This is a genomic window from Actinomadura sp. 6N118 (assembly GCF_044326415.1).
Taxonomy (GTDB): domain Bacteria; phylum Actinomycetota; class Actinomycetes; order Streptosporangiales; family Streptosporangiaceae; genus Spirillospora.
Genome location: NZ_JBIRAZ010000028.1, coordinates 62,594 through 88,123, shown reverse-complemented (window position 1 = coordinate 88,123; position 25,530 = coordinate 62,594). Strand labels below are relative to the sequence as shown.

Genomic DNA, 25,530 nt, shown 5'->3' with positions numbered 1-25,530 from the left:
GCGTGTCCAGTCGTCGGGGTCGTTCCTGTGGGCGGGAGGGGAACGACCCCGATCCCTATCCCTGGCCGGATTCCTGGCTGCGGCTCTCAGCGGGCATCTGGACGTCCTCGACCGAGACGTTGACCGCGATGACCCGCATGCCGAGCATCAGCCCGGCCACCCGGGCCACGTTCCCCTGGACGGCCTTGGCGACCTCCATGATCACGCTGCCGTACTCCACGATCAGGCCGAGGTCCAGGGACACCGTGTTCTCGTGCATGTGGACCCGGACGCCCCGGCCGCCCGGCCCGGTGCCCAGCCGGCCGTCCTCACCGGCCTCGATCCGCCCTGCCAGCGTGGCCACCCCGTTGACCTCCATGGCGGCCAGCGTTGCGATCTTCTCGATGACCTCGTCGTCGATGGTGATGCGGCCCTCGGCCTCCTGCTGCTGCGAATGCCGGCCGCTCACCGTCTGCGCGGGCACCAGCGGCGGTGCGGAGAGCGGCGCCCCGGGCGCCGGCGGCGGGACCTGAGCCTGTCCCGTCGGTCCCGGAAAGAACGGCATGGACCGGACCTCGGGGCGCGGGCCGTCCCCGCCGTTCCCCGGATAGCCCTTGTCGAGGTCGGTCATCGATTCCCCCCACGGGTGGATTGTGTGTCCATGATCTCGAGATGTCGCCCGGGGCGCCAGAATGGTCCGGTACGTCGAGGGCGCCACGCCGGAGCCCGCCGGGATCCCGACTTCAGGCCGTCCGGCTTCTCTCTCTATGCTGCTGGTCAGGCCGTGAACAAAAGGAGAGCGCCGCCTTGAGCGTAGAGCCGGAGGAGCCCGGGATGGAGGAGGCGCGCGACGACGCGCCCGAGTCGGGTGCCCAGAACGCACACCAGCCCTCTATCGAGGAAGAACGGGGTGGCGCGGGCGTACCCGACAATTTCCAGCGGCTCTGGACTCCGCACCGGATGGCCTACATCAAGGGTGAGGGCAAGCCGACCGGAGCGGGGTCCGGAGACGGCTGCCCGTTCTGTGAGATCCCCGAGATGACCGACGACGAAGGGCTCATCGTGGCCCGGGGCCGCTCGGTCTACGCGGTGCTCAACCTCTACCCGTACAACTCCGGCCATCTCATGGTCGTGCCGTTCCGGCACGTGGCCGACTACACCGAGCTGGACGGCGCCGAGTGCGCCGAGCTCGCCATGTACACCCAGCAGGCACTCACGGCGCTGCGCAAGGCCAGCGGCGCCCAGGGCTTCAACGTCGGCATGAACCTCGGCCAGGTGGCGGGCGCCGGGATCGCCGCCCACCTGCACCAGCACGTCGTGCCGCGCTGGGGCGGCGACACCAACTTCATGCCGGTCGTGGGCCACACCAAGGTGCTTCCGCAGCTGCTCCGTGACACCCGCCAGATGCTCGCCGACGCCTGGCCGCACGAACACCTGTGATCACAAGGGCCGGGCTGCCGCCCTAGGGGCGCTTGGCCGGCTCGGGCCGTGCCGCCGCCTCGATGAGCTCGGAGACGGTGACGAACTCGAAACCCTTGGCGCGCAGGCCCCGGATCATGGGCACGAGGTTCTTCAGGGCGACGAGGCGGTCGGGCTTGCCGGTGTCATGGGCGAGCACGATGGTGCCGGGCCGGGTGTTGTTGACGATGTAGTCGACCAGCTGGGGCGGGTTCTTCTCGTACGTCTTCTCCAGCATCTTGATCGACCAGATCGTCACGTCGTAGCCGAGCTGGCCTGCGGCGCTCAGCGTGGTGCCGCCGAGCTGGCCGAAGGGCGGCCGCAGACGCCGGGCCTCCTTGCCGGTGATCTGCTTGATCGCGGCGTGCGCCCGGTGGAGCTGCCGGTAGGCCTGGTCGTGGGTCAAGAGGGAGAGGTCCTTGTGCTGCCAGGTGTGGTTGCCCGCCTCGTGCCGCGCCATCCGGCCGTGCACGAGGCGGGCGTTCGCCAGCAGGCGCTCGCCCACCATGAAGAACGTGGCCTTGACCTTCTCCGTGTCGAGGATGTCGTGGACCATGGGCGTCCAGTTGGGCATCGGGCCGTCGTCGAATGTGAGGGCCACCAGCTTCTGCGAGGTGTCCACCGACCAGGTCACGTCGACGTGACCGCGGGCCGGGCGCCAGTAACCGGCGCTCGGGATCGCCATCGCCGACGCCGGGGTCTCCGCCGGCAGGCCCGTCACCACGGCGGCGCTCCCGGCGGCACCTGCCGCGAGGCCGCCCGCCGCGATGCCGAAGCCCTTGATCACCACGCGGCGTCCCGGCAGCGCGGGCGCCTCTTCTTCCCCCGTATTCGTCATAGCGAACGTAAGAATGGCACACGCCTGAAGCGGTTCCGTCCGACGCACGGGTGAACCGCGGTCACTCTCAAGGATGAGCCGCCGGCACCGGAATCGCCCGGTACCGGCGGCCCTGCGGGTTCAGTCGTCCTCAGCCGGCTGTCCTCAGCCAGCCGTCCCTGTCAGGCGTCCCTGTCAGGCGTCCCGGGCCTCCGCGGCGACCTTGTCGGCCAGGTGCGACGGGAGCGGCTCGTACCGCAGGAACGTGCGGCTGAAGCTCCCGGTGCCCTGCGACATCGAACGCAGGTCGATCGCGTATCTGATGATCTCCAGCTGCGGCACCTCCGCCTTGATCATCGTGCGGCCGCCGGGGATGCTCTCCGAGCCGAGGACCCGGCCGCGGCGCGAGGTCAGGTCGGACATCACCGGGCCCACGTAGTCGTCCGACACCAGCACGGCGACCTCGTCGACCGGTTCCAGCAGCAGGACGGGCACCTTGGCGGCGGCGTCCTTGAGCGCGAGGGCGCCGGCGGCCTGGAAGGCCATGTCGGAGGAGTCCACCGAGTGGGCCTTGCCGTCGCGCAGCGTGACCTTGATGTCGACCAGCGGGTAGCCCGAGGCGACACCGCGGTCCATCTGCTGCTTGATCCCCTTCTCGACCGACGGGATGAACTGCCGCGGGATCACACCGCCGACGATCTTGTCGACGAACTCGAAGCCCTCGCCGGACGCCATCGGCTCGATCTCGACGTGGCAGATGCCGTACTGGCCGTGCCCGCCGCTCTGCTTCACGTGCCGGCCGAGGCCCTTGGCGGAGCCGCCGAAGGTCTCCCGCAGCGGGACGCGCAGGTCGACCCGTTCGACCTCCACGCCGTAGCGGGTACGGAGCCGGTCGATCAGCACGTCGGCGTGGGCCTCGCCCATGCACCACAGGACCAGCTGGCGGGTCTCGGAGTTGTTCTCCAGCCGGAGTGTCGGGTCCTCGGCGACGAGCCGGCCCAGCGCCTGGCTGAGCTTGTCCTCGTCGGCCTTGGAGTGCGCCCGGATCGCCACCGGCAGCAGCGGGTCCGGCATGGACCAGGGCGCCATGAGCAGCGGGTTGCCGGGGTCGGAGAGAGTGTCGCCGGACTCGGCCCGGCTGAGCTTGGCGACCGCGCAGATGTCGCCGGCCCGGCACGCGGAGATCGTCCGCTGCACCTTTCCGAGCGGCGAGGTCAGCGCGCCCACGCGCTCGTCCACGTCGTGGTCCTCATGCCCGCGGTCCTCCAGGCCATGGCCGGAGACGTGCAGCACGGTGTCGGGCCGCAACGTGCCGGAGAACACGCGGACCAGCGAGATCCGGCCGACGTACGGGTCGGACGCCGTCTTCACGACCTCGGCTACGAGCGGCCCCTCGGGATCGCATTCGATGTTCTTGGGCGGCCCGCCGGTGACGGCGGTGACGGGTGGGATGCCGTGTTCGAGGGGGGAGGGGAAGGCCTGGGTGATGACCTCCAGCAGTTCCCGGATGCCGACGACCGGGCCGGGGTGGTCGCCGTGCGGCACGGAGGTGGCCAGCACCGGGTAGAACGAGCCGCGCGCGACGGCGGTCTCCAGATCCTCGATGAGCGCCTTGACGTCGATGTCCTCCCCGGCGAGATACCGGTCCATGAGGCCTTCGTCCTCGCTCTCCTGGATGATCCCCTCGATGAGCGCGCCGCGCTGCTCCTCGATCTGGTCCAGGAAGGCGGGGTCGGGGGCGCATTCGACGCGTTCCCCGGAGGAGTAGTCGAAGCAGCGCTGCGTGAGCAGGCCGATCAGGCCCTTGAGCTCGTCGCCCGCCCCGACCGGGAAGTAGCAGGGCAGCACGCCCTCGCCGAAGACGTCCTGGCAGGTGAGCACGACGTCGTCGAAGTCGCCCCGCTGCTGGTCGATCTTGGTGATGACGACCGCGCGCGGCATGCTGACCGCGGCGCACTCCTCCCAGAGCAGCTTGGTGAGGCCGTCGATGCCGTCCACCGCGGAGATGACGAACAGCGCCGCGTCGGCGGCGCGCAGCCCGGCCCGCAGGTCGCCCACGAAGTCGGCGTAGCCGGGGGTGTCGATGAGATTGACCTTGATGTCCCCGTACATGAACGGGGCGAGGGCCAGGTTGACCGAGCGTTGCTGGCGCACCTCGACCTCGTCGAAGTCGCTGACCGTCGAGCCGTCCTCGACGCGCCCGGGCCGCTGGATCGTACCGGTCGCACTGAGCAGGGCCTCGACGAGCGTGGTCTTCCCCGCGCCCGAATGGCCGACCAGCGCGACGTTGCGAACCCTGTCGGGCCGGCCGGCCTCCGGTGCCCTGCCGGCGGCTCCCGGGTGGCCTCCTCTGTCCGCCATGCCTACCTCCTCGGACGGGCCCGACGGGTGCGGGCCCGCGTGCAGTTGGAGCCCGGCCGTCATGGCCAGGCCCTCCTCTCTGGGGAGCGACCCCCAGACCCCCGGGGTTTCCCCATCACGCCTTGCTTCGCGGCGGCGTGCGGGGCTGTTTCTTCTGGGGGGCGACCCCCAGACCCCCGGGGTTTCCCCATCACGCCTTGCTTCGCGGCGGCGTGCGGGGCCCCAGCCGAGTGCGGCGCGGTGGCGGCCCCCTCCTTCCGAACGGCGTCGTCCGACGGGCGGAGTACGCCCGACGTGCGTGACCGGCGTCACACCCGTGTTCAACACCTTTTCCCGGGACGGCCAGGATCACAAGGGGTGAGTTTCAAGTGATGGTCATCTCTTTCCGGGCGAACCGGGATCAGTGCCCCGCCTTGACCACCTGTGCAGACCACGCCCACTACGATGGGCGCGCTGTGCCGCCCTGCCCCCCGAGTCATCGCGGTGGCGGCTGCGGGCACACCCTCGTACAGCGCACACCCTCAAGGGACTTCACGAGAACGGACGGCGATGCTCAACAAAGTGCGGCCCGCGCTGGGACGCGTCCTGACCCCCATCGGACAGGCGGTCGCGCGGACCGGGGTCTCGCCCAACGCCATCACCGTCATCGGGACCATCGGGGTGGCCGCCGGGGCGCTCGGTTTCTTCCCCCGCGGTGAGTTCTTCTGGGGCACGATGGTGATCACCGCGTTCGTGCTCTTCGACATGCTGGACGGCGCGGTCGCCCGGGTCACCGGCAAGACGTCCAAGTTCGGCGCCTTCCTGGACTCCACGATGGACCGGGTCGCGGACGCCGCGATCTTCTCCGGGCTGATGATCGGCCTCTACCGCGACGACCAGGAGGCACTGGCGGCGGTCGCGCTCTACTGCCTCGTGTCGGGCGTCGTCGTCTCGTACGCCAAGGCCCGCGCCGAGGGGCTCGGCTACACCTGCAACGTGGGCATCGCCGAACGTGCCGAACGGCTCATCGTCGCGCTCGTGGCCGCAGGGTTCGACGGCTTGGGCGTGCCCTACATCCTGGCGCTGGCGCTCTGGGTCCTGGCCGTCCTCAGCACGGTCACCGTCGGCCAGCGCTTCGCCACCGTCTACCAGCAGGCACGGGACTCCGAGAAGCCCGCCGGGCCCCCGCAGAACCACGAGTCCTCGGCAGGGTCACACGCATGAAGGCGCCCCTCCGGGACGAGGTGATGGACGCCGCCTACGCCATGGGCTGGACGGTCGTCCGCAAGATACCCGAGCGCGTCGCCCGCGGGGCGTTCGCAGCGCTCGCGGATCGCACCTGGCACCAGCACGGCGCGGGCGTCAAGCAGCTGGAGAAAAACCTCTGCCGCGTCCTGGGCAAGGACGCGGTCGACGACGATGTGCGGATCCTGAGCAAGCGGGTCCTGCGTTCGTACTTCCGCTATTGGCTGGAGGTCTTCCGGCTGCCGGAATACGACAAGCAGCGCATTCTGGGCCGGATGCGCGTGACCGGCCACGAGAAGCTGTTCGCCACGCTCGACTCCGGCCGCGGGGCCGTCCTGGCCCTGCCGCACATGGGCAACTACGAGCAGGCAGGGGCATGGCTGGTGCACAGCGGCTACCCGTTCACCACGGTGGCCGAACGGCTGAAGCCAGAGTCCCTTTTTGACCGTTTCGTGGAATTCCGCGAGAGCCTGGGTATGGAGGTACTGCCGCACAAGGGCTCCTCCGCGTTCGGGCGGCTGGCCCAGCGGCTCCGCGGCGGCCGGCCGGTCTGCCTGGTCGTCGACCGTGACCTGACCGAGAACGGGATCGACGTCGAGTTCTTCGGCTCGACGGCCCGGATGCCCGCCGTGTCGGCGGCGCTGGCGATCCAGACGGGAGCCGCCCTGTTCCCGGTGACCCTGTGGTACGAGGGCGACTACTGGGGAGCGAGGGTCCACGAGGAGATCCCCGTTCCCGCCGAGGGCGTCAGACAGGAGAAGATCCAGGTCATGACCCAGGAGCTCGCGCACGCCTTCCAGGAGGGGATCGCCGCCCATCCCGAGGACTGGCACATGCTGCAGAAGGTGTGGGTGGCGGACCTGCCCGCGGCCGCGGCGGGGGACGGCCGGTGAAGGTCGGGATCGTCTGCCCCTACACCTGGAACGTCCCCGGCGGCGTCCAGCAGCACATCCGCGACCTGGCCGAGGCGCTGATCGGCTTCGGCCACCACGTGTCGGTGATCACGCCGGCCGACGACGACGCGAAGCTGCCGCCGTACGCGGTGTCGGCGGGCCGCGCGGTCCCCGTGCCCTACAACGGCTCGGTGGCGCGGCTGGCCTTCGGCTTCCTGTCGTCGGCACGCGTGCGCCGCTGGGTCAACGAGGGCGGCTTCGACGTGCTGCACGTGCACGAGCCCGCCGCGCCGTCGCTGGGCATCCTGGCCTGCTGGGCGGCGGACGGCCCGATCGTGGGCACCTTCCACGCCTCGTACGAGAAGTCGAGGGTGGTCTCGGTCACCGCGCCGATCCTGCAGAGCGCCCTGGAGAAGATCACCGGCCGGATCGCGGTGTCCGAGGCCGCCCGCACGACGCTCGTCGAGCATCTCGGCGGCGACGCGGTCCTGATCCCCAACGGCGTGGCCACCGAGCGCTACGCCATGGCCGAGCCGCTGGACGGGTGGCCGGGGCGAATTGAAGGTGACCATCGGCGAAGCCGCCCGCACGCCACGGGGGGTGTGGGGGGCCGGCCCGCCACAGCGACGCGTGAGGGCGACCCGAGCCGGTCGGGGGACGGCACGCTCGGGTTCCTCGGCCGGATGGACGAGCCGCGCAAGGGCCTGCCGGTGCTGCTGCGCGCGTTCGAGATCCTCGGCCGTGAACGTCCCGGTCTGCGGCTGCTGGTCGCCGGGCCGGGCGACGCCGACGACGCGATCGCCAAGGTGTCGCCGGAGTTGCGCGACCGGGTCATGATGCTGGGGATGGTGAGCGAGGAGGACAAGATCCGCGCCTACCACTCCGTGGACGTCTTCGTGGCGCCCAACCTGGGCGGCGAGAGCTTCGGCATCGTGCTGGCCGAGGCCATGTCGGCGGGCGCGCCGATCCTGGCCAGCGACATCGAGGCGTTCGACCGGGTGCTGCTGGGCGGCCGGGCGGGGGCGCTGTTCCCCGTCGGTGACCACGTGGCGCTCGCCGCGGCGGCGGGGGAGCTGCTGGACGACCCGGCGCGGCGCAAGCACCTGTCGGCCGAGGCGCGCGCGGCGGTCCGCGCCTACGACTGGTCGTCGGTGGCGCGTGACGTGGTGCGGGTGTACGAGACGGTCGCCCTCGGCGGTTCCGGCGTGGTCGAGTCCGGCGTCGGCGCCTGAGGAGTGGTCTGATGTTCCCCGACTGGATCGTCGATGTGCTGTTCTGGGTCGCCGTCCTCTTCCTGATCGGCGTGTACGTCTCCTGGCGCGCGACCAGGCTGGACCGGCTGCACGTCCGGGTGGAGACCGCCCGCGCCGCCCTGGACGCGGCGCTGGTGCGGCGGGCGGCCGTCTCCCTGGAACTGGCCGCCTCGCATCTGCTGGATCCGGCGACCAGCCTGGTCCTGGCCACCGCCGCGCACGAGGCCCGGACCGCCGACGCCGACAACCGGGAGTTCGCCGAAAGCGACCTGTCGAGGGCGCTGCGAGCGGTGGTCGACCAGCCCGACTTCGCGGCCACCCTGGAGGCCAAGGGTGACGGGGAGGCCGTTCTGGAGGAGCTCGGCGCCGCGGCCGCCAAGGTGGCCTACGCGCGCAGTTTCTACAACGACGCGGTCGCCGCGGCGCGGATCGCGCGGCGTAAGCTCCTGATCAGGGTGCTGCCGCTGGCGGGCCGGGCGCCCGTGCCGGGTTTCTTCGAGATCGACGACGACCCGCCCAGACTCTGAACCGATCACCCCCCGGGTCGAGTATGTCTTGACATTCACGAGAGTTCGCTAACCTCTGGCGGGTCACCAGAGAAGGGGTGAATGGTGCGAAACGCATGGAACGGGATCGTCCGTGGGAGGACGGCGGCGGTACTCGGGGTGGTCGCGCTCGGCGGCTCGCTTGCGGGCTGCTCTGGCTCGGACAAGCCCGCACAAGCCGCTCCGCCCGGTGCTCCCGGCGTCCCCGGCGCCCCGTCCAGCGCGAGCCCTCCGCCCACCACCCATCCCTTCACCGGCGGCAGGTCGGGGCTGAAGAACCCGGTGCTGGCCGTGAAGATCGAGAACACCCGCAACGCCATGCCGCAGAGCGGTGTCTCGGCCGCCGACATCGTCTACATCGAGCAGGTCGAGGGCGGTGAGACGCGTCTCATGGCGGTCTACTCGTCCAAACTGCCCCGCAGGGTGGGCCCGGTCCGCAGCGCGCGCATCTCCGACATGCACATCCTGCCGCAGTTCGGCAGGCCGGCTTTCGCCTTCTCCGGTGTCCAGCCGAAGATGAAGAAGTACATCCGCAAGTCGCCGGTCTACGACATCTCGCAGGACAACGGTGGCAGCTCCTACGTCCGCTGGGGGCCGAAGCCGATCCCGTACAACCTCTACGCCGACCCCAAGGACCTGCTCAAGCAGGCGCCGAAGGCCACCGGGCCGCGCGACATCGGCTTCCGGTTCGGCCCGGCGCCCGCCGGGGGCAGGCCCATGAAGTCGTACACCGCCAGGTGGCCGGCCGTCCGGATGGGCTTCACCTGGTCGGCGAAGCAGAAGCGCTGGCTGGCCTCGTACAACGGCAGTCCCGACACGGCCCGCGAGGGAGGGCGGCTCGGCGGGCAGACCGTCGTCATCCAGTACGCCAAGACCGGGCGGTCGCAGTTCCGCGACGTGCTCGGCGCGTACACCCCGTTGATCAAGACCACCGGGACCGGCCGGGCCCTGGTCCTGCGCGACGGCAAGGCCTACGACGCCAAGTGGTCACGGCCGTCCGAGGGCAAGGGCACGACCTTCACCACCGCCGACGGCAAGCCGATGACCTTCGCCCCCGGCCAGGTCTGGGTCGCGCTGGTCAACGACGGCAAGCCCTACATGCCGTAAGCCCTACATTGCCGTACGCCCTACATGCCGTAAGGCGCCATGCCTGGTTGCTGACACTCTGCCGGGTCGAGACGGGGTGAGAGCAGGCAATATCATGGAAGTTGTCCCGTTGTACGTTCATGTGAGGAATGCCGTGTCCACTTCCAGTCCCGCTCCCGACAACACCGCGCCCGCGACCGGGACCGCCCGGGTCAAGCGCGGCATGGCGGAGATGCTCAAGGGCGGCGTGATCATGGACGTCGTCACGCCCGAGCAGGCCAAGATCGCTGAGGACGCCGGGGCGGTCGCCGTCATGGCGCTGGAGCGGGTGCCCGCCGACATCCGTGCCGAGGGCGGCATCTCCCGCATGAGCGACCCCGACATGGTCGAGGGCATCATCGGCGCCGTCTCGATCCCGGTCATGGCCAAGGCCCGCATCGGCCACTTCGTCGAGGCCCAGGTGCTGCAGGCCCTCGGTGTCGACTATGTCGACGAGTCCGAGGTGCTGACCCCGGCCGACTACGCCAACCACATCGACAAGTGGGCCTTCACCGTGCCGTTCGTGTGCGGCGCCACCAACCTCGGCGAGGCGCTGCGCCGCATCACCGAGGGCGCCGCGATGATCCGCTCCAAGGGCGAGGCCGGCACCGGAGACGTCTCCAACGCCACCACCCACATGCGCCAGATCCGCGGCGAGATCCGGCGGCTGCAGACGTTGCCCGAGGACGAGCTGTTCGTGGCCGCCAAGGAGCTGCAGGCCCCGTACGAGCTGGTCAAGGAGGTGGCTCAGGCCGGCAAGCTGCCGGTCGTGATGTTCACCGCCGGCGGCATCGCCACCCCCGCCGACGCGGCGATGATGATGCAGCTGGGCGCCGAGGGCGTGTTCGTCGGCTCGGGCATCTTCAAGTCCGGCAACCCCGCGCAGCGCGCCGAGGCCATCGTCAAGGCCACCACGTTCCACGACGACCCGGACGTGATCGCCAAGGTGTCGCGCGGCCTGGGCGACGCGATGGTCGGCATCAACGTCGCCTCGCTGGGCGAAGATCAGAAGTTCGCGCACCGCGGCTGGTAGACGGCGGCAGGCGGGCAGAGCGGATGGAGAGGGAAACCACCCGGTCTGGTGACCGGGTGGTTACTTTTCGCTGCCCCTCCACAGCCGCCATTTGAAGGATTACGCTGGCCGCGGCCGGATCGAGGGGCGGGCGGGCCCGTCGGGCGGCCGCAGGAGGGGACGAGCATGGGGTGGTCCGTGGCGCTGGCCTGCGCGAGCGACGGTGAGCCGGGCAAGGTGTTCAGGCCGGGGCTGGTAGCAGACCCGGAGGCGGCGGCGAGCATGGCGCGCGGGCTCTATCCGGCTGCCTCCCTCGTGGAGACCGGCGACACCGTGCTGGACTTCGCGCTCTGGCCGTACGAGGACGAGCTGTTCGTGGGCGTGTTCGACCGCGCCCTGCTGCTGTGCGACCGGCGCCTGTTCTGCCTGGACGACGACGCCCGCCGGATCGCCGACACGGCCGCCGCGGCCCTGCCGGGGGCCAACTGCGGCGTGCTCGTGCTGCACAGCGTGATCTCCGGGTGCTGGTTCCGCTGGTACGAGGCCGGCGAGCTGCGCCGCGACGTGTTCGTGACCGCGGAGGACGGCGTGGTCGTCGACCAGGGGCCCCGGCTGGCCGCCGAACGCCCCTTCTGGCAGGCGATCGACGAGGGCGCCGACGACGTGCCGCTGCCGTTCGATCCGGAGCAGTTCGGCCTGGCGCTCGCCGAGCGGCACATGTTCGGCCGCCACCTGGCCGAGCGCGGACCCGACGGTTTCCTGCCGATGGAGCTTCCACTGCGCCGGTTCAAGCTCGGCTAGGGAAGCTCCGGCAGGTGCCGGGGCGTTGTAAGGAGCGTCTAGGGTTGTGAACGGCCCCCCGAGGCGACCCCCAGCCGACTCCCCGGAAGGTTTTCACTGGTGACTGCTGCGCCCGAGATCGGTGTGCTCGCTCTGCAGGGCGACGTGCGTGAGCACGCGCGGGCCCTGGAGGCGGCGGGGGCGCGGACCCGCTCGGTCCGCCGGCCCGAGGAGCTGGAGCGCGTCGACGCGCTGGTCCTCCCCGGCGGCGAGTCCACCACGATGTGGAAGCTGGCCCGCGCCTTCGACCTGCTCGACCCGCTGCGCAAGCGGATCGAGGCCGGCATGCCCGCGTACGGATCGTGCGCCGGCATGATCATGCTGGCCGACCGGATCCGGGACGGCATCGAGGGCCAGGAGACCGTCGGCGGCATCGACATGACGGTGCGCCGCAACGCCTTCGGCCGCCAGGTCGACTCGTTCGAGTCCGACGTGCGGCTCAGCGGCATCGCCGACGAGCCCTACCACGCCGTTTTCATCCGGGCCCCATGGGTCGAGTCGGTCGGCGCCGGCGTCGAGGTGCTCGGCCGCGCCGAGACCGGTTCCAACGCCGGTAGGATCGTCGCCGTCCGTCAGGGCCGTCTCATGGCGACCGCGTTCCACCCGGAGCTGACGGGCGACTTCCGCGTGCACCACTACTTCGCCGATATGGTGCGCCGGGCGACGGAGCAGGAGGATTGACAGATGTCCGGCCATTCCAAATGGGCGACGACCAAGCACAAGAAGGCGGCCCTCGACGCCAAGCGGGGCAAGCTCTTCGCCAAGCTGATCAAGAACATCGAGGTGGCGGCCCGCACCGGCGGCGGTGACCCCGAGGCCAACCCGACGCTGTACGACGCCATCTACAAGGCGAAGAAGAGCTCGGTCCCCAGCGACAACATCGAGCGCGCGCGCAAGCGCGGCGCCGGTGAGGAGGCCGGCGGCGCCGAGTGGCAGACCATCATGTACGAGGGTTACGCGCCCGGCGGGGTCGCGGTGCTCATCGAGTGCCTCACCGACAACCGCAACCGCGCCGCCTCCGAGGTCCGCGTCGGGCTCACCCGCAACGGCGGCTCCCTGGCCGATCCGGGCTCGGTGTCGTACATGTTCAACCGCAAGGGCGTCGTGATCGTGCCCAAGGAGGGGACGAACGAGGACGACGTGATGATGGCCGTCCTCGACGCCGGCGCGGAGGAGGTCAACGACCTGGGCGAGAGCTTCGAGGTCGTCTGCGAGGCCGGTGACCTGGTCGCCGTCCGCACCGCGCTCAAGGACGCGGGCATCGACTACGACTCGGCGGAGAGCAAGTTCCTGCCGACCATGTCGGTGCCGCTCGACGAGGACAACGCCCGCAAGGTGTTCCGCCTGCTCGACGCGCTGGAGGACAGCGACGACGTCCAGGAGGTCTACGCCAACTTCGACGTGACGGACGAGGTCATGGAGAAGATCGACGCCTGACCGGCGTCCCACGTCCGACGGAAGCCGCCGCCCCGCAGCCGGGGACGGCGGCTTCCGTCATCTCCGCGGCGTTCGCAGCCCAGCCGCTCGACTACTTCTGACCGGCGGCTACCTTTGACCGGCAGGGACACGACGCGCCACTTGCGTGCCGGTGCCATGCTGTTTCGGTACCGTTGGCGATTGCCGAACAAATGATCGAAGGGGTGGGCCGTGCGGGTGCTGGGAGTGGACCCGGGGCTCACCAGATGCGGTGTCGGCGTCGTGGAGGGTGCCCCCGGCAAGCCGCTGCGGCTGGTGAGCGTGGACGTCGTCCGGACCAGCCCGGACGACGACATCGCCACCCGGCTGCTCGGCATCGAGCTCGGCCTTGAGGCCCTGCTGGACGAGCTGCAACCGGACGCCGTCGCCGTCGAACGCGTGTTCGCCCAGCACAACGTGCGCACGGTCATGGGCACCGCGCAGGCCGCGGGCATCGCCATGGTCTGCGCCGCCCGCCGCGGCATCCCGGTCGCCATGCACACGCCCAGCGAGGCCAAGGCCGCCATCACCGGCAACGGGCGCGCCGACAAGGCCCAGGTGACCGCGATGGTCACCCGCCTGCTGCGCCTGGACGCCCCTCCCAAACCCGCCGACGCCGCCGACGCACTGGCGCTGGCCATCTGCCACGTCTGGCGCGGCGGTGCGCAGGCCCGGATCGACGCGGCACGGCTTGCCGCGCGTACGACAGGAAGGACCGGAGATTGATCGCCTTCGTCAGCGGCCGGGTGGCCGCCGCCGGACCGGACGGAGCCGTGGTGGATGTCGGCGGGGTCGGCTTCGCCGTGCAGTGCACGCCCGCCACGCTCGCCGGGCTGCGGGTCGGTGACCAGGCGCAGGTGCCGACCTCCCTGGTCGTCCGCGAGGACTCGCTGACGCTCTTCGGCTTCGCGGACGAGGATGAGCGGTCGGTCTTCGAGCTCCTCCAGACCGCGAGCGGCGTGGGCCCCCGGCTGGCCCTCGCCATGCTCGCCGTGCACACGCCCAACGCCCTGCGGCGTGCGGTGTCCACCGAGGACCTGACCGCGCTCACCAAGGTCCCCGGCATCGGCAAGAAGGGCGCCCAGCGCATCGTCCTCGAACTCCGGGACCGCCTGGGCGGCCCGATCGGCGATGCCGACGACGTCCGCGCGCCCGTCCGCACCGAGGTCTGGCGCGACCAGGTCCAGGCCGGTCTGATCAACCTCGGCTGGTCGGCCAGGGACGCCGACGCGGCCGTGGACGCCGTCGCCGCCGATCTTGATGGCGGCGAGACCCCGCCCGTCCCGGCCTTGCTCAAGGCCGCGCTCAAGAAGCTGAGCAGGTAGTGGCGGACGCGAGCAGCGGAGCGAAGCCATGAGTGGGGAGGAACGGCTCGTGTCGGCCGATGCGGACGGGCCCGAGGAGCAGGTCATCGAGGCCGCCCTCCGGCCCAAGAAGCTCGATGACTTCATCGGCCAGGAACGCGTCCGCGAGCAGCTCTCCCTGGTCCTGCACAGCGCCCTCCGGCGCGGCCGGACACCCGATCACGTGCTGCTCTCCGGCGGGCCCGGGCTCGGCAAGACCACCCTGGCCATGATCATCGCGGCGGAGCTGAACGCGCCGCTGCGCATCTCCTCCGGCCCGGCGATCGAGCGGGCGGGCGACCTGGCGGCGGTCCTGTCCACGCTGGCCGAGGGTGAGGTGCTGTTCCTGGACGAGATCCACCGGATGGCCCGTCCCGCCGAAGAGATGCTCTACATGGCGATGGAGGACTTCCGCGTCGACGTCGTGGTCGGCAAGGGGCCCGGCGCGACCGCGATCCCGCTGGACATCGCGCCGTTCACCCTCGTGGGCGCCACCACCCGGGCCGGCATGCTCCCCGGCCCGCTCCGCGACAGGTTCGGCTTCGTCGCGCACATGGACTTCTACGAGCCCGCCGAGCTGGAGGTGATCGTCAAACGGTCCGCCCGCCTGCTGGGCGTGGAGATCTCCGGCGACGCCGCCGCCGAGGTGGCCGGCCGTTCCCGCGGCACCCCCCGCATCGCCAACCGCCTGCTGCGCCGCGTACGCGACTTCGCCGAGGTCCGCGCCGACGGAGCGATCACCCTTGAGCTGGCCCGGGCCGCGCTCACCCTGTACGAGGTGGACGAACGCGGCTTGGACCGGCTCGACCGGGCCGTGCTGAGCTCCCTGATGCGCAAGTTCGGCGGGGGGCCGGTGGGGCTTTCGACCCTGGCGGTCTCGGTGGGGGAGGAGCCCGAGACCGTCGAGGTCGTGGCGGAGCCCTTCCTCGTCCGCCAGGGCTTGCTGGCCCGCACTCCCCGCGGCCGCATCGCCACTCCGGCGGCCTGGGCCCACCTGGGCTTGACGCCCCCGCCCACCTCCCCGATGGCGGGCGTCCTCTTCGAGATCGACGAAGATCCGGAGTAGCCGCCCGGCCCTGCGGTCACAGCACGGCGGGCATGGAGTAACGGGTTGGGAACTTCCCGGCGCCGCCGGTCGTCACGTCGTTGCCGGGCTCTCGCGTACTCTCTAGACTCCGGGACTTGGTCACCGTCTTCCAGCCGGCGGTTCCCGTGCGTGAAAGCCATTCTGGCGACAGGCTGGAGCACATCACATCGGAAGGAAGCCCCAGCAATGGGCGGCAACATGATTATTGCGGCGAACGGTGGCGGCGGCGGAGCCTTCAATCTGCTGCTTCTCCTCGCCGTGCCCCTGGTCTTCTACTTCTTGTTGATCAGGCCGCAGAGCAAGCGCCGCAAGGAGCAGCTGCAGATGCAGAGCTCCATCGAGCCCGGCGCCCGTGTCGTCACCACGAGCGGCATGTACGCGACCGTGGTGGCCACCGACGACGACGGGCTGGTCCTGGAGATCGCCCCGGGTGTCGAGGCCCGGTTCGTCAAGCAGGCCATCATGAACGTCGTCAAGGACGACGAGGCCGACGAACTCGACGAAACCGAGGACACCGAGGACGGCGACGAGGACGGCAAGCCCGCCGGTGACTCGATCGATCTGTCCAAGGACGACAAGGACGTCGCCGACGAGGCGCCGGACGACGCCGAGTCGAAGCCCGCGGCCAAGGCCTCCTCGACGGAGAAGCCCTCGGCCTGACGGCGCGCAGGCAACGATTTGAAGACGGGAAGTAAGACGACCAGTGGCTCCGCCTCGTAGCAGCATTCCCAATCCCGCGCGCACGCTCCTCGGGTTGCTCGCGGTCATGGTGGCCCTGACCGGGGTCATGTTCCTCCAGGGGAGGAGCACCCCGAAACTGGGGCTCGACCTCGCCGGCGGCACGACGGTGACGCTCACCGCCAAGACCGAGGCGGGCAAGAATCCGCCGGCCAGTCAGATGGACCAGGCCGTGAAGATCATCACCCAGCGGGTGAACGGCCTGGGCGTGTCCGACGCGGAGGTCAACAAGCAGGGCAGCAACAACATCGTGGTGAGCGTGCCCGGCGAAGGTCAGCAGCAGGTCGTCGACACCATCGGCAAGACCGCCAAGCTGCAGTTCCGCCAGGTCTACGTGGTGGGGGCCGGCACGCCCCAGCCGACGCAGCCGCTCCCGACGGGCAGCCCGTCGGCCAGCCCGACGGGCAAGGCCAGCGGGAGCCCGTCGCCGAAGGCGACCGGGAGCACCTCGCCCAAGCCGGGGGCCAAGCCGTCCTCCTCGGCGACCCCGCGTGGCCGCGCGCTGTCGGAGGCCCTGTCGGCGCCCACGCCCACGCCGTCCGGCACGGGCAAGGCGAGCCCCTCGGCGACCCCGTCGGGGACTCCCTCGCCCAACCCGTCGGAGGTGCCGAGCCTGCCGCCGGACCTCGGCGGCCAGGAGGACTTCTCCGGCATCGATGACAAGGCCGTCATCGACCAGTACAAGAAGCTGGTCTGCTCGCCCAACGGGACCACCGCGCCCGGCTCCAACGACCCGAACAAGAAGTGGGTCGCGGCGTGTGACCAGGACGGCAACGGCAAGTACATCCTCGGGCCGGTACGGGTCCAGGGCACCCAGGTCTCCGACGCGAACGCCATGCCGCCGGACCCCCAGCAGGGTCAGTCCAGCTGGACCGTGGCGATCAAGTTCAAGTCGCAGGGCTCCAGGGAGTTCGCCGCGGTGACGAGCGACGCCTTCAAGGCGCCGCAGGGCACCCCGCAGCGCCAGGTCGCGATCGTGCTGGACGGGCAGGTCGTCTCGGCGCCGAGCATCGACAACGGCGCGATCACGGGCGGCACCGCCAGCATCTTCGGCCCGCCCGACAGCTTCACCCAGACGTACGCCGACGACCTGGCCAACGTGCTCAAGTACGGTGCGCTGCCGCTGGAGTTCACGCAGAGCTCCATCGACGAGGTGTCCTCGACACTGGGCTCGGACCAGCTGCGCGGCGGCCTGATCGCCGGCGCCATCGGTCTCGCGCTGGTGGTGCTCTACTGCATGATCTACTACCAGGGCCTCGGGCTCGTGGCGGTGTCCAGCCTCGTGGTGGCCGCGGCCATCACCTATGTCTCGGTGGTCATCCTCGGTGAGGGCATGGGCTTCCGGCTCTCGCTGCCGCACATCATCGGTCTCATCGTCTCGATCGGTATCACCGCCGACTCGTTCATCGTCTACTTCGAACGACTGCGGGACGAACTGAGAGCCGGGAGAACGCTGCGGCCCTCGATCGAGAGCGCCTGGAAGCGGGCGCGGCGCACCATCCTGGTCGCCGACGCGGTCACGTTCCTGGCGGCCGTGGTGCTCTACTTCCTGGCGGTCGGCGGGGTCCGGGGCTTCGCGTTCGCCATGGGGCTCACCACGCTGATCGACGTCGTGGTGGTGTTCTTCTTCACCAAGCCGCTGGTGGCGCTGCTGTCGAGGACGCGGTTCTTCGGCAAGGGCCACCGGCTGTCCGGCCTCAGCCCGGGCCGGTTGCGCCGCGGCGGCACCACCGCTCCCCTTCCGAAGAGCCAGGAGGCCTGATGTCCACGCGCTCCGTCTTCTCAAGGTTCTACGGTGGCGAGGTCAGCGCCGACATCGTCGGCCGGCCGAAGCTCTGGTACTCCATCTCCGGCCTGCTGCTGATCATCTCCATCGCGGGGCTGCTGGTCCAGGGACTCAACTTCGGTGTCGAGTTCAGGGGCGGCTCCGTCTTCACCATCCCGGCGTCCAGCGCCTCCATCGAGGAGGTCCGCTCGGCCGTCGCCGGCGGCGGCGTGCACGGCGAGACCAAGGTGCAGAAGGCCGGCGGCGACTGGCGGGTGACCACCGAGAGCCTGACCTCCGGCCAGGTCACCCAGGTCAAGCAGAACGTCTCCAAGGAGCTGGACGTCTCAGCGAACTCGATCACCACCCAGGTGGTCGGGCCGACCTGGGGCGGTGAGATCTCCAAGAAGGCCTGGCAGGCCCTCGCGGTGTTCATGGTCTTGATCATCGCGTATCTGTCGGTGGCGTTCGAATGGCGGATGGCGGTGGCGGCGGTCGTGGCGCTGGTCCACGACCTGGTCATCACCGCCGGCATCTATGCCTGGTCCGGCTTCGAGGTCACCCCGGCCACGCTGCTGGGCTTCCTGACGATCCTCGGTTACTCGCTGTACGACGCCGTCGTGGTGTTCGACATGATCAAGGAAGTGACCAAGCCGCTCGGCCCCACGTCCAAGATCACCTACAGCGAGGCGGCGAACCAGGCGCTCAGCAGCACGCTGGTCCGCTCGCTCAACACCTCGCTGGTCGCGATCCTGCCGGTCGCGGCGATCCTGTTCATCGGCACCACGCTGTTCGGCGCGGGCACGCTGAAGGACCTGTCGCTGTCGTTGTTCGTCGGCATGATCGTCGGTACGTACTCCTCGATCTGTGTGGCCACGCCTCTGCTGGTCCAGCTCAAGGAGCGCGAGCCGAAGTTCAAGCAGCTGCGCGAGAACATCGCCCGGCGCGAGAGCAGCACCAAGCGGCAGGCCAAGGCGGCCAAGGTCGCCGAGACGGTGGTCGACGACGAGGGCGACGCCGGTGACACCGACACGGCGCCCAAAGCCGGCACCGCTGCGACGCCCGCGGGCGTGACCGTCCGCAAGGTGGTCCAGCAGGGGCCACGCCAGCAGCCCAAGCGGGGCAGCCGGCAGCAACGCCGGGGTAAGTGACACGAATCACCCTGGACCGCGCCCTCCTCCGACACGCCGTCGGGAGGGGGCGCGGTTCCATGATCAGGGAGCAGAGCAGTGGACCTCGACAAGCTGATCCGGGACCGGATCCGCGACGTGCCCGACTACCCCAAGGCGGGCGTGTTGTTCAAGGACATCACCCCGCTGCTGGCCGATCACGTGGCCTTCGCCGGCGTGGTGGACACCATCGTCAACCACCACGGCCGCGGCACCATCGACAAGATCGTCGGCATCGAGGCGCGCGGGTTCATCCTGGCCGCCCCGGTGGCCTACCACTTCGGCGCGGGCTTCGTCCCGGTGCGGAAGAAGGGAAAGTTGCCCGCGCAAGCGTACGAAGAGACCTATGATCTCGAGTACGGGACGGAAACGATCGAGGTGCACGTCGACGCGTTCGCGCCCGGCGAGCGGGTGCTGATCGTCGACGACGTGCTGGCCACCGGGGGAACGGCCCGGGCGGCCGCGGAACTGGTGCGGCGTGGCGGCGGGTACGTCGTCGGGCTGTCGGTCCTGATGGAGCTCTCGTTCCTTCACGGACGGGACAAACTGGGGAATCTGGACGTCCATTCGCTGGTTACGGTCTAGCACCAAAAGGGTGCCGGATACACTGGCGAGATACGGCGCCCACATGTCAGGGGAGGCTGAGTGCCCGGTGAGGTGGTATCGACCGACGCGGTGACCGACGCCGCGGTGGAGCACGCCGCGGAGCCGGGGCACGCGCGGCCGGATGCTGCGGCCGGGCCGGCCGGGCGCGACGAGAAGCAGACTGCCGACAAGCAGCCTTCCACGAAGCCGGCCCCCGAGAAACAGGCCCCCGAGAAGCAGACGCCCGGCGCCGAGGCGCCGACCAGGAAGCCCGCGGCCAAAGCGGCCAAGGACGCAGAAGAGAGGCCGGCAGGCAGGAGCCCCGCAGGCACGAGCCAGGCGGCTCCCGCCACGACTCCACCCGCTCCGGTCCAACCCGCCAACACGTCCAGGCCGACACCGGCCACGATCCCACCGTCTGCCGCCCGGGTGCGCCGTAGGCTCGCCAGGTTGGGCGCCCAGCGCGGCCCCGCTATGAACCCGGTACTCGAACCACTGATCAAGACGGTCCGCAACACCCATCCCAAAGCGGACCTGCGCCTCATCGAGCGCGCCTACGACGTCGCGGCGCACTATCACCGTGACCAGAAGCGCAAGAGCGGCGACCCCTACATCACCCATCCGCTTGCGGTCGCCACCATCCTCGCCGAGCTCGGCATGAACACCGAGACCCTGTGCGGCGCGCTGCTGCACGACACCGTCGAGGACACCCCCTACACCCTCGACGAACTGCGCGCCGACTTCGGCGACGAGATCGCCGCGCTGGTCGACGGCGTCACCAAGCTCGACAAGGTCAAGTACGGCGAGGCCGCCGAGGCCGAGACCGTGCGCAAGATGGTCGTCGCGATGGCCCGCGACATCCGGGTCCTGGTGATCAAGCTCGCCGACCGGCTGCACAACATGCGCACGCTGCGCTACATGCCCCGGCACAAGCAGGAGAAGAAGGCCCGCGAGACCCTTGAGGTCTTCGCGCCGCTGGCCCACCGGCTCGGCATGAACACGCTCAAGTGGGAGCTGGAGGATCTCTCCTTCGCCACGCTCTACCCCAAGCGGTTCGACGAGATCGCCCGGCTGGTCTCCGAGCGGGCCCCGCGCCGCGACGTGTTCCTCCAAGACGTGATCGAGAACGTGTCGACCGACCTGCGCGACGCCCGGATCAAGGCGACGGTGACCGGCCGGCCCAAGCACTACTACTCGATCTACCAGAAGATGATCGCCCGCGATGTCAGCTTCGACGACATCTATGACCTGGTCGGCATCCGGGTCCTCGTCGACAGCGTCCGCGACTGCTATGCCGCCCTCGGCTCGATCCACGCGCGGTGGAACCCGGTCCCCGGCCGGTTCAAGGACTACATCGCGATGCCGAAGTTCAACATGTACCAGTCGCTGCACACGACGGTGATAGGTCCCGAGGGCAAGCCGGTCGAGCTGCAGATCCGCACCTGGGGCATGCACCGCCGGGCCGAGTACGGCGTCGCCGCGCACTGGAAGTACAAGGAAGAGACGGTCGCCGGCCGCAAGGCCGCCGACATGCAGTGGCTGCGCCAGCTGCTCGACTGGCAGAAGGAGACGGCCGATCCGGCCGAGTTCCTGGAGTCGCTGCGCTTCGACCTGTCGGTGTCGGAGGTCTTCGTCTTCACCCCCAAGGGCGACGTCATCGCGCTGCCCCAGGGCGCCACGCCGGTCGACTTCGCGTTCGCCATCCACACCGAGGTCGGGTACCGATGTATCGGCGCCCGGGTCAACGGGCGCCTCGTCCCGCTCGAGTCCACCCTCGACAACGGCGACACCGTCGAGGTCTTCACCTCCAAGTCTCCCGACGCCGGGCCCAGCCGCGACTGGCTCAACTTCGTCAAGAGCGCGCGTGCCCGCAACAAGATCAAGCACTGGTTCTCCAAGGAGCGCCGGGACACCGCGATCGAGTCCGGCAAGGAGTCGATCGCCCGCGCGATGCGCAAGCAGAACATGCCGCTCCAGCGCATGATGTCCGGAGAGGCGCTGCTCGCCCTCGCCCGCGACATGCGCTATCCGGACGTGTCGTCGCTGTACGCGGCGGTGGGCGAGAGCCACGTCTCCGCGCAGAACGTCGTCCATCGCCTGGTGGAGGCGCTCGGCGGGGTCGAGAGCGCCGAGGAGGACCTCGCCGAGATCGCGCTGCCGACCAGGCGCAAGCGGACGCGGTCCACCGGCGACCCCGGCGTCGTCGTCGCAGGCGACTCGGACGTCTGGGTACGGCTCTCGCGCTGCTGCACCCCGGTGCCCGGTGACGACATCGTCGGCTTCGTGACCCGCGGTCACGGCGTCTCGGTGCACCGCGCCGACTGCGTCAACGTGGCCCAGCTGAAGGAGCAGCCCGACCGGCTGATCGACGTCAAGTGGTCACCGGGCGAGGACTCGGTCTTCCTGGTGGCCATCCAGGTGGAGGCCCTCGACCGCCCGCGCCTGCTGTCGGACGTCACCCGGGTCCTCTCCGACCAGCACGTCAACATCCTGTCGGCCTCGGTCACCACCACCCGCGACCGGGTCGCGGTCAGCCGCTTCACCTTCGAGATGGGCGACCCCAAGCATCTGGGCCACGTCCTCAAGGCCGTGCGCTCGATCGACGGCGTGTACGACGTCTACCGCGTCACCAGCGGCACCAACCGCTGAGCGGCACAACCAGCCGGCACCACCGCTGAACCGCGCCGCAGCATCCCGGAAACCGTCCCAAGTCGCGCGGCTCTACCCGTCCTGTACGGCTCTGAAACGTCCATACGGCGACTTTCCGGTGAACGAGCGAGCCCTGCACCCGTCAAGGATGCAGGGCCCGCCTGATCGTTCTGAGCCGCGCAGGAGGATCAGGCCTCCGCGGCCTCCTCGTCCTCGCCGGGGATCACGTCGACCCCGGCCTCCTTGCGCTGCTGCTCGGTGATCGGTGTGGGCGCGGCGGTCAGCGGGTCGTAACCGGACGCGGCCTTCGGGAAGGCGATCACGTCGCGGATCGAGTCCTGGCCGGCCAGCAGCATGACCATGCGGTCCCAGCCGAAGGCGATACCGCCGTGGGGCGGCGGGCCGAACTTGAACGCCTCCAGCAGGAAGCCGAACTTGGACTCCGCCTCCTCCTTGGACAGCCCCAGCACGTCGAAGACGCGCTGCTGCATCTCGGCGCGGTGGATACGGATCGAACCGCCGCCGATCTCGTTGCCGTTGCAGACGATGTCGTAGGCGTTGGCGAGGGCTTCGCCCGGCCGGTCCTGGAAGTCGTCGGCGTACTCGGGCTTGGGAGAGGTGAACGGGTGGTGCACCGACGTCCAGCCGATCCGCTCGCCCTTCTCGTCGTGGACGGCCTCGAAGATCGGCGCGTCCACGATCCAGACGAAGGCCCAGGCGGACTCGTCGATCAGGCCGCAGCGGCGGCCGATCTCCAGCCGGGCGGCGCCGAGCAGCTCGCGGGTGGAGTGCGGGACGCCCGCGCCGAAGAAGACCGCGTCGCCGGGCTTCGCCCCGACCTTTTCGGCCAGGCCTGCCTTCTCCTCGTCGGACAGGTTCTTGGCGACCGGGCCGCCGAGCGTGCCGTCCTCCTGGAGCAGCACGTACGCCAGGCCACGGGCGCCGCGCGCCTTGGCCCAGTCCTGCCAGGCGTCCAGCTCCTTACGGGTCTGGGACGCGCCGCCCGGCATCACGACCGCGCCCACGTACTGGGCCTGGAAGACCCGGAACGAGGTGCCCGCGAAGTATTCGGTCATGTCGGTCAGCTCGTTGCCGAATCGCAGGTCGGGCTTGTCCGACCCGAACCGCGACATCGCGTCGGCGTAGGTCATGTGGGGGATCGGCCGCGGGATCTCGTAGCCGGCGATCTCCTTCCACAGCCGCGCCACCAGGTCCTCGCCGACCTTCAGGACGTCGTCCTGCTCGGCGAACGACATCTCGATGTCGATCTGGGTGAACTCCGGCTGCCGGTCGGCGCGGAAGTCCTCGTCCCGGTAGCAGCGGGCGATCTGGTAGTAGCGCTCCAGGCCGCCGACCATGAGCAGCTGCTTGAACAACTGCGGGGACTGGGGGAGTGCGTACCAGTGGCCCGGCTTGAGGCGCACCGGCACCACGAAGTCGCGGGCGCCCTCGGGGGTGGAGCGCGTGAGCGTGGGGGTCTCGACGTTGAGGAAGTCATGCTCGCGCATGACCTCGTGGACCAGGAACGCTCCCTCGGAGCGGATGCGCATCGCCCTGGCCACCGCGTCACGCCGGATGTCGAGGTAGCGGTACTTGAGCCGGACCTCCTCGTTGACGTTGACGTCGCCCTCGATCGGGAACGGCAGCGGCGCGGCCTCCGAGAGCACCTCGATCTCGGCCGCCGCGACCTCGATCTCGCCGGTGGGCAGCTCGGGGTTCTCGTTGCCCGCCGGGCGGACCCGAACCTCACCGGTGATCCGGACGCAGAACTCCGAACGGAGGTCGTGCGCGGTGTCCTCCTCGCGGAAGACGACCTGGGCGGTGCCCGAGGCGTCCCGCAGGTCGATGAACGTGACGCCGCCGTGGTCCCGGCGCCGGGCGACCCAGCCGGCCAGCGTCACCTGCTGCCCGGCGTGCTCCCTGCGGAGCGTCCCCGCCTCGTGCGAGCGGATCATCGTGAAAGCCTTTCCTTCAACGTCGAAGTGATCTCGGTGAGTGGTACGGCGGTCTGGTCGCCCGCCGCCAGGTCCTTGAGCTGGACGGACCCGGCGGCGATATCTCGCTCGCCGAGGATCACGGCATAGGCGGCCCCCGAACGGTCGGCGTCCTTCATGGCGCCCTTGAGCTTCTTGCCTCCGTACGCCATGTCCGCGGCGATCCCGGCCCGGCGGAACTCGGCGGTCAAGGCGAACAGCTTGCGCTCGGCTTCCTCACCGAGCGCGACGCCGAAGACCTCGCAGCGGGGCGGGGCGGCGAACCCGGCACCCTCGCCGGGCGACTCCGCCTCCAGAGCCAGGATCGTGCGGTCCAGGCCCAGGCCGAAGCCGATGCCCGGCAGCGGGGGTCCGCCGATGTCCTCCGAGAGGCCGTCGTACCGCCCGCCGCCGCCGATGCCCGACTGGGCGCCCAGCAGAGGGTGGTCGAACTCGTAGGTGGTGCGGGTGTAGTAGTCCAGCCCGCGTACCAGCGTGGGGGTGTCCTCCCACTCGATCCCCAGGTCGCCCAGGAGCTCGCGGACCCTGTCGTGGTGCGCCTTGCAGGCACCGCACAGGTGGTCGGCCATCAGCGGCGCGCCGGTCAGCTGCGCCCGCACCGCCGGGCGCTTGTCGTCCAGGACGCGCAGCGGATTGATCTCGATGCGCTCCCGAGTGGGCTCGTCCAGGTCAAGCCCTCGCAGGAAGTCCTGCAGCAGCGCCCGGTAGGCCGGGCGGCACTCCTTGCAGCCGAGGGAGTTGAGGAGCAGGCGCACCTGCCGCAGGCCGAGGCTCTGGTACCACTGCCAGGCGATGGCGATGGTCTCGGCGTCGACCTGCGGGTCCTCGCTGCCGATCGCCTCCAGGTCCAGCTGGTAGAACTGCCGGTAGCGGCCCTGCTGCGGCCGTTCGGCTCGGAACGCGGGGCCCGTCGTCCACACCTTGACCGGCAGGCCGCCCTGCTTGTGCAGGCCGTTCTCCAGCACCGACCGCAGCACGCCCGCGGTGAACTCGGGGCGCAGCGTCAGCGACCGGCCGCCGCGGTCCTCGAAGGTGTACATCTCCTTGCTGACCACGTCGGTCGACTCGCCGACGCCCCGCCTGAAGAGGTTGGTGTCCTCGAAGACCGCCAGCTCCAGATAGCCGTAACCGGCCAGCCGGGCCTGCTCGGCGAACGCCTGCCGGATGGCGGCGAAGAGGTCCGCGCGCGGCGGAACGTATTCACTGACCCCCTTGGGGGCCTGAAAGCTCGAACTCAT

The 25,530-nt window shown here is 70.1% G+C and carries 23 protein-coding genes; 18 read left to right on the top strand and 5 right to left on the bottom strand.

What is annotated here, in order from left to right; genetic code table 11:
- Nucleotides 1-55: 55 nt before the first annotated feature.
- A complete protein-coding gene (locus ACH34W_RS47205; RefSeq protein ID WP_395967797.1) occupies nucleotides 56-610 on the bottom strand; it encodes an Asp23/Gls24 family envelope stress response protein in 555 nt (184 codons plus the stop codon).
- A 176-nt stretch (nucleotides 611-786) separates the two neighbouring features.
- Here ACH34W_RS47205 and ACH34W_RS47200 point away from each other — a divergent pair, with 176 nt between their 5' ends.
- Entirely contained in the window at nucleotides 787-1,419 is a 633-nt protein-coding gene (locus ACH34W_RS47200) for an HIT family protein (RefSeq protein ID WP_395967796.1), read from the top strand.
- A 22-nt stretch (nucleotides 1,420-1,441) separates the two neighbouring features.
- On the opposite strand, the gene ACH34W_RS47195 is transcribed toward ACH34W_RS47200, so the two are convergent.
- A complete protein-coding gene (locus ACH34W_RS47195; protein ID WP_395967795.1) occupies nucleotides 1,442-2,275 on the bottom strand; it encodes a polysaccharide deacetylase family protein in 834 nt (277 codons plus the stop codon).
- Between the two features lie 174 nt (nucleotides 2,276-2,449).
- Nucleotides 2,450-4,615 (bottom strand): elongation factor G-like protein EF-G2, encoded by a 2,166-nt coding sequence (locus ACH34W_RS47190; protein WP_395967794.1) that lies wholly within the window; start codon nucleotides 4,613-4,615, stop codon nucleotides 2,450-2,452.
- Between the two features lie 549 nt (nucleotides 4,616-5,164).
- On the opposite strand from ACH34W_RS47190, the gene pgsA reads away from it, so the two are divergent.
- The 17 genes from pgsA to ACH34W_RS47105 all read left to right on the top strand — a co-directional run bounded on the left by pgsA (nucleotide 5,165) and on the right by ACH34W_RS47105 (nucleotide 22,298).
- Nucleotides 5,165-5,818 carry a phosphatidylinositol phosphate synthase gene (gene pgsA / locus ACH34W_RS47185; RefSeq protein ID WP_395967793.1) on the top strand — a complete coding sequence of 218 codons (654 nt, stop codon included), beginning with the start codon at nucleotides 5,165-5,167 and terminating at the stop codon, nucleotides 5,816-5,818.
- Nucleotides 5,815-6,732, top strand: coding sequence for a phosphatidylinositol mannoside acyltransferase (locus ACH34W_RS47180; protein WP_395967792.1), 918 nt, complete (start codon nucleotides 5,815-5,817; stop codon nucleotides 6,730-6,732). The genes pgsA and ACH34W_RS47180 overlap by 4 nt, the downstream gene beginning before the upstream one ends.
- Nucleotides 6,729-7,964, top strand: a complete 1,236-nt coding sequence (locus ACH34W_RS47175) for a glycosyltransferase family 4 protein (RefSeq protein ID WP_395967790.1) — start codon at nucleotides 6,729-6,731, stop codon at nucleotides 7,962-7,964. The genes ACH34W_RS47180 and ACH34W_RS47175 overlap by 4 nt, the downstream gene beginning before the upstream one ends.
- Nucleotides 7,965-7,975: 11 nt before the next feature.
- Nucleotides 7,976-8,512, top strand: coding sequence for a hypothetical protein (locus ACH34W_RS47170; RefSeq protein WP_395967789.1), 537 nt, complete (start codon nucleotides 7,976-7,978; stop codon nucleotides 8,510-8,512).
- An 81-nt stretch (nucleotides 8,513-8,593) separates the two neighbouring features.
- Nucleotides 8,594-9,637 (top strand): DUF3048 domain-containing protein, encoded by a 1,044-nt coding sequence (locus tag ACH34W_RS47165; protein ID WP_395967788.1) that lies wholly within the window; start codon nucleotides 8,594-8,596, stop codon nucleotides 9,635-9,637.
- Nucleotides 9,638-9,770: 133 nt separating this feature from the next.
- The gene (pdxS, locus tag ACH34W_RS47160) at nucleotides 9,771-10,688 is read left to right on the top strand and encodes a pyridoxal 5'-phosphate synthase lyase subunit PdxS (RefSeq protein ID WP_395967787.1); all 918 of its coding nucleotides are present in this window, start codon (nucleotides 9,771-9,773) and stop codon (nucleotides 10,686-10,688) included.
- Between the two features lie 165 nt (nucleotides 10,689-10,853).
- On the top strand, nucleotides 10,854-11,468 hold the full coding sequence (locus ACH34W_RS47155) for a DUF6928 family protein (protein ID WP_395967786.1): 615 nt from the start codon (nucleotides 10,854-10,856) through the stop codon (nucleotides 11,466-11,468).
- Nucleotides 11,469-11,567: 99 nt separating this feature from the next.
- Nucleotides 11,568-12,188, top strand: coding sequence for a pyridoxal 5'-phosphate synthase glutaminase subunit PdxT (gene pdxT / locus ACH34W_RS47150; RefSeq protein WP_395967785.1), 621 nt, complete (start codon nucleotides 11,568-11,570; stop codon nucleotides 12,186-12,188).
- 3 nt (nucleotides 12,189-12,191) lie between these two features.
- Entirely contained in the window at nucleotides 12,192-12,944 is a 753-nt protein-coding gene (locus ACH34W_RS47145) for a YebC/PmpR family DNA-binding transcriptional regulator (protein WP_395967784.1), read from the top strand.
- 210 nt (nucleotides 12,945-13,154) lie between these two features.
- Nucleotides 13,155-13,688 carry a crossover junction endodeoxyribonuclease RuvC gene (gene ruvC, locus ACH34W_RS47140; RefSeq protein WP_395967783.1) on the top strand — a complete coding sequence of 178 codons (534 nt, stop codon included), beginning with the start codon at nucleotides 13,155-13,157 and terminating at the stop codon, nucleotides 13,686-13,688.
- Entirely contained in the window at nucleotides 13,685-14,287 is a 603-nt protein-coding gene (gene ruvA, locus ACH34W_RS47135) for a Holliday junction branch migration protein RuvA (protein ID WP_395967782.1), read from the top strand. The genes ruvC and ruvA overlap by 4 nt, the downstream gene beginning before the upstream one ends.
- A 28-nt stretch (nucleotides 14,288-14,315) precedes the next feature.
- Nucleotides 14,316-15,371, top strand: coding sequence for a Holliday junction branch migration DNA helicase RuvB (gene ruvB, locus ACH34W_RS47130; RefSeq protein WP_395967781.1), 1,056 nt, complete (start codon nucleotides 14,316-14,318; stop codon nucleotides 15,369-15,371).
- A 207-nt stretch (nucleotides 15,372-15,578) separates the two neighbouring features.
- Nucleotides 15,579-16,052: a preprotein translocase subunit YajC gene (yajC, locus tag ACH34W_RS47125; protein WP_395967780.1), complete on the top strand. Its 474-nt coding sequence runs from the start codon at nucleotides 15,579-15,581 to the stop codon at nucleotides 16,050-16,052.
- 43 nt (nucleotides 16,053-16,095) lie between these two features.
- The gene (secD, locus tag ACH34W_RS47120) at nucleotides 16,096-17,892 is read left to right on the top strand and encodes a protein translocase subunit SecD (RefSeq protein WP_395967779.1); all 1,797 of its coding nucleotides are present in this window, start codon (nucleotides 16,096-16,098) and stop codon (nucleotides 17,890-17,892) included.
- Complete coding sequence (gene secF, locus ACH34W_RS47115) at nucleotides 17,892-19,046, top strand: protein translocase subunit SecF (protein ID WP_395967778.1); 1,155 nt, start codon at nucleotides 17,892-17,894, stop codon at nucleotides 19,044-19,046. The genes secD and secF overlap by 1 nt, the downstream gene beginning before the upstream one ends.
- 78 nt (nucleotides 19,047-19,124) lie before the next feature.
- A complete protein-coding gene (locus tag ACH34W_RS47110) occupies nucleotides 19,125-19,649 on the top strand; it encodes an adenine phosphoribosyltransferase (protein ID WP_395967777.1) in 525 nt (174 codons plus the stop codon).
- A gap of 474 nt (nucleotides 19,650-20,123) precedes the next feature.
- Nucleotides 20,124-22,298: a RelA/SpoT family protein gene (locus tag ACH34W_RS47105; protein WP_395967853.1), complete on the top strand. Its 2,175-nt coding sequence runs from the start codon at nucleotides 20,124-20,126 to the stop codon at nucleotides 22,296-22,298.
- A gap of 188 nt (nucleotides 22,299-22,486) precedes the next feature.
- On the opposite strand, the gene aspS is transcribed toward ACH34W_RS47105, so the two are convergent.
- Together aspS and hisS are read right to left on the bottom strand one after the other, a co-directional pair.
- Nucleotides 22,487-24,253, bottom strand: a complete 1,767-nt coding sequence (gene aspS / locus ACH34W_RS47100) for an aspartate--tRNA ligase (protein ID WP_395967776.1) — start codon at nucleotides 24,251-24,253, stop codon at nucleotides 22,487-22,489.
- Nucleotides 24,250-25,530, bottom strand: a complete 1,281-nt coding sequence (gene hisS / locus ACH34W_RS47095; protein ID WP_395967775.1) for a histidine--tRNA ligase — start codon at nucleotides 25,528-25,530, stop codon at nucleotides 24,250-24,252. The genes aspS and hisS overlap by 4 nt, the downstream gene beginning before the upstream one ends.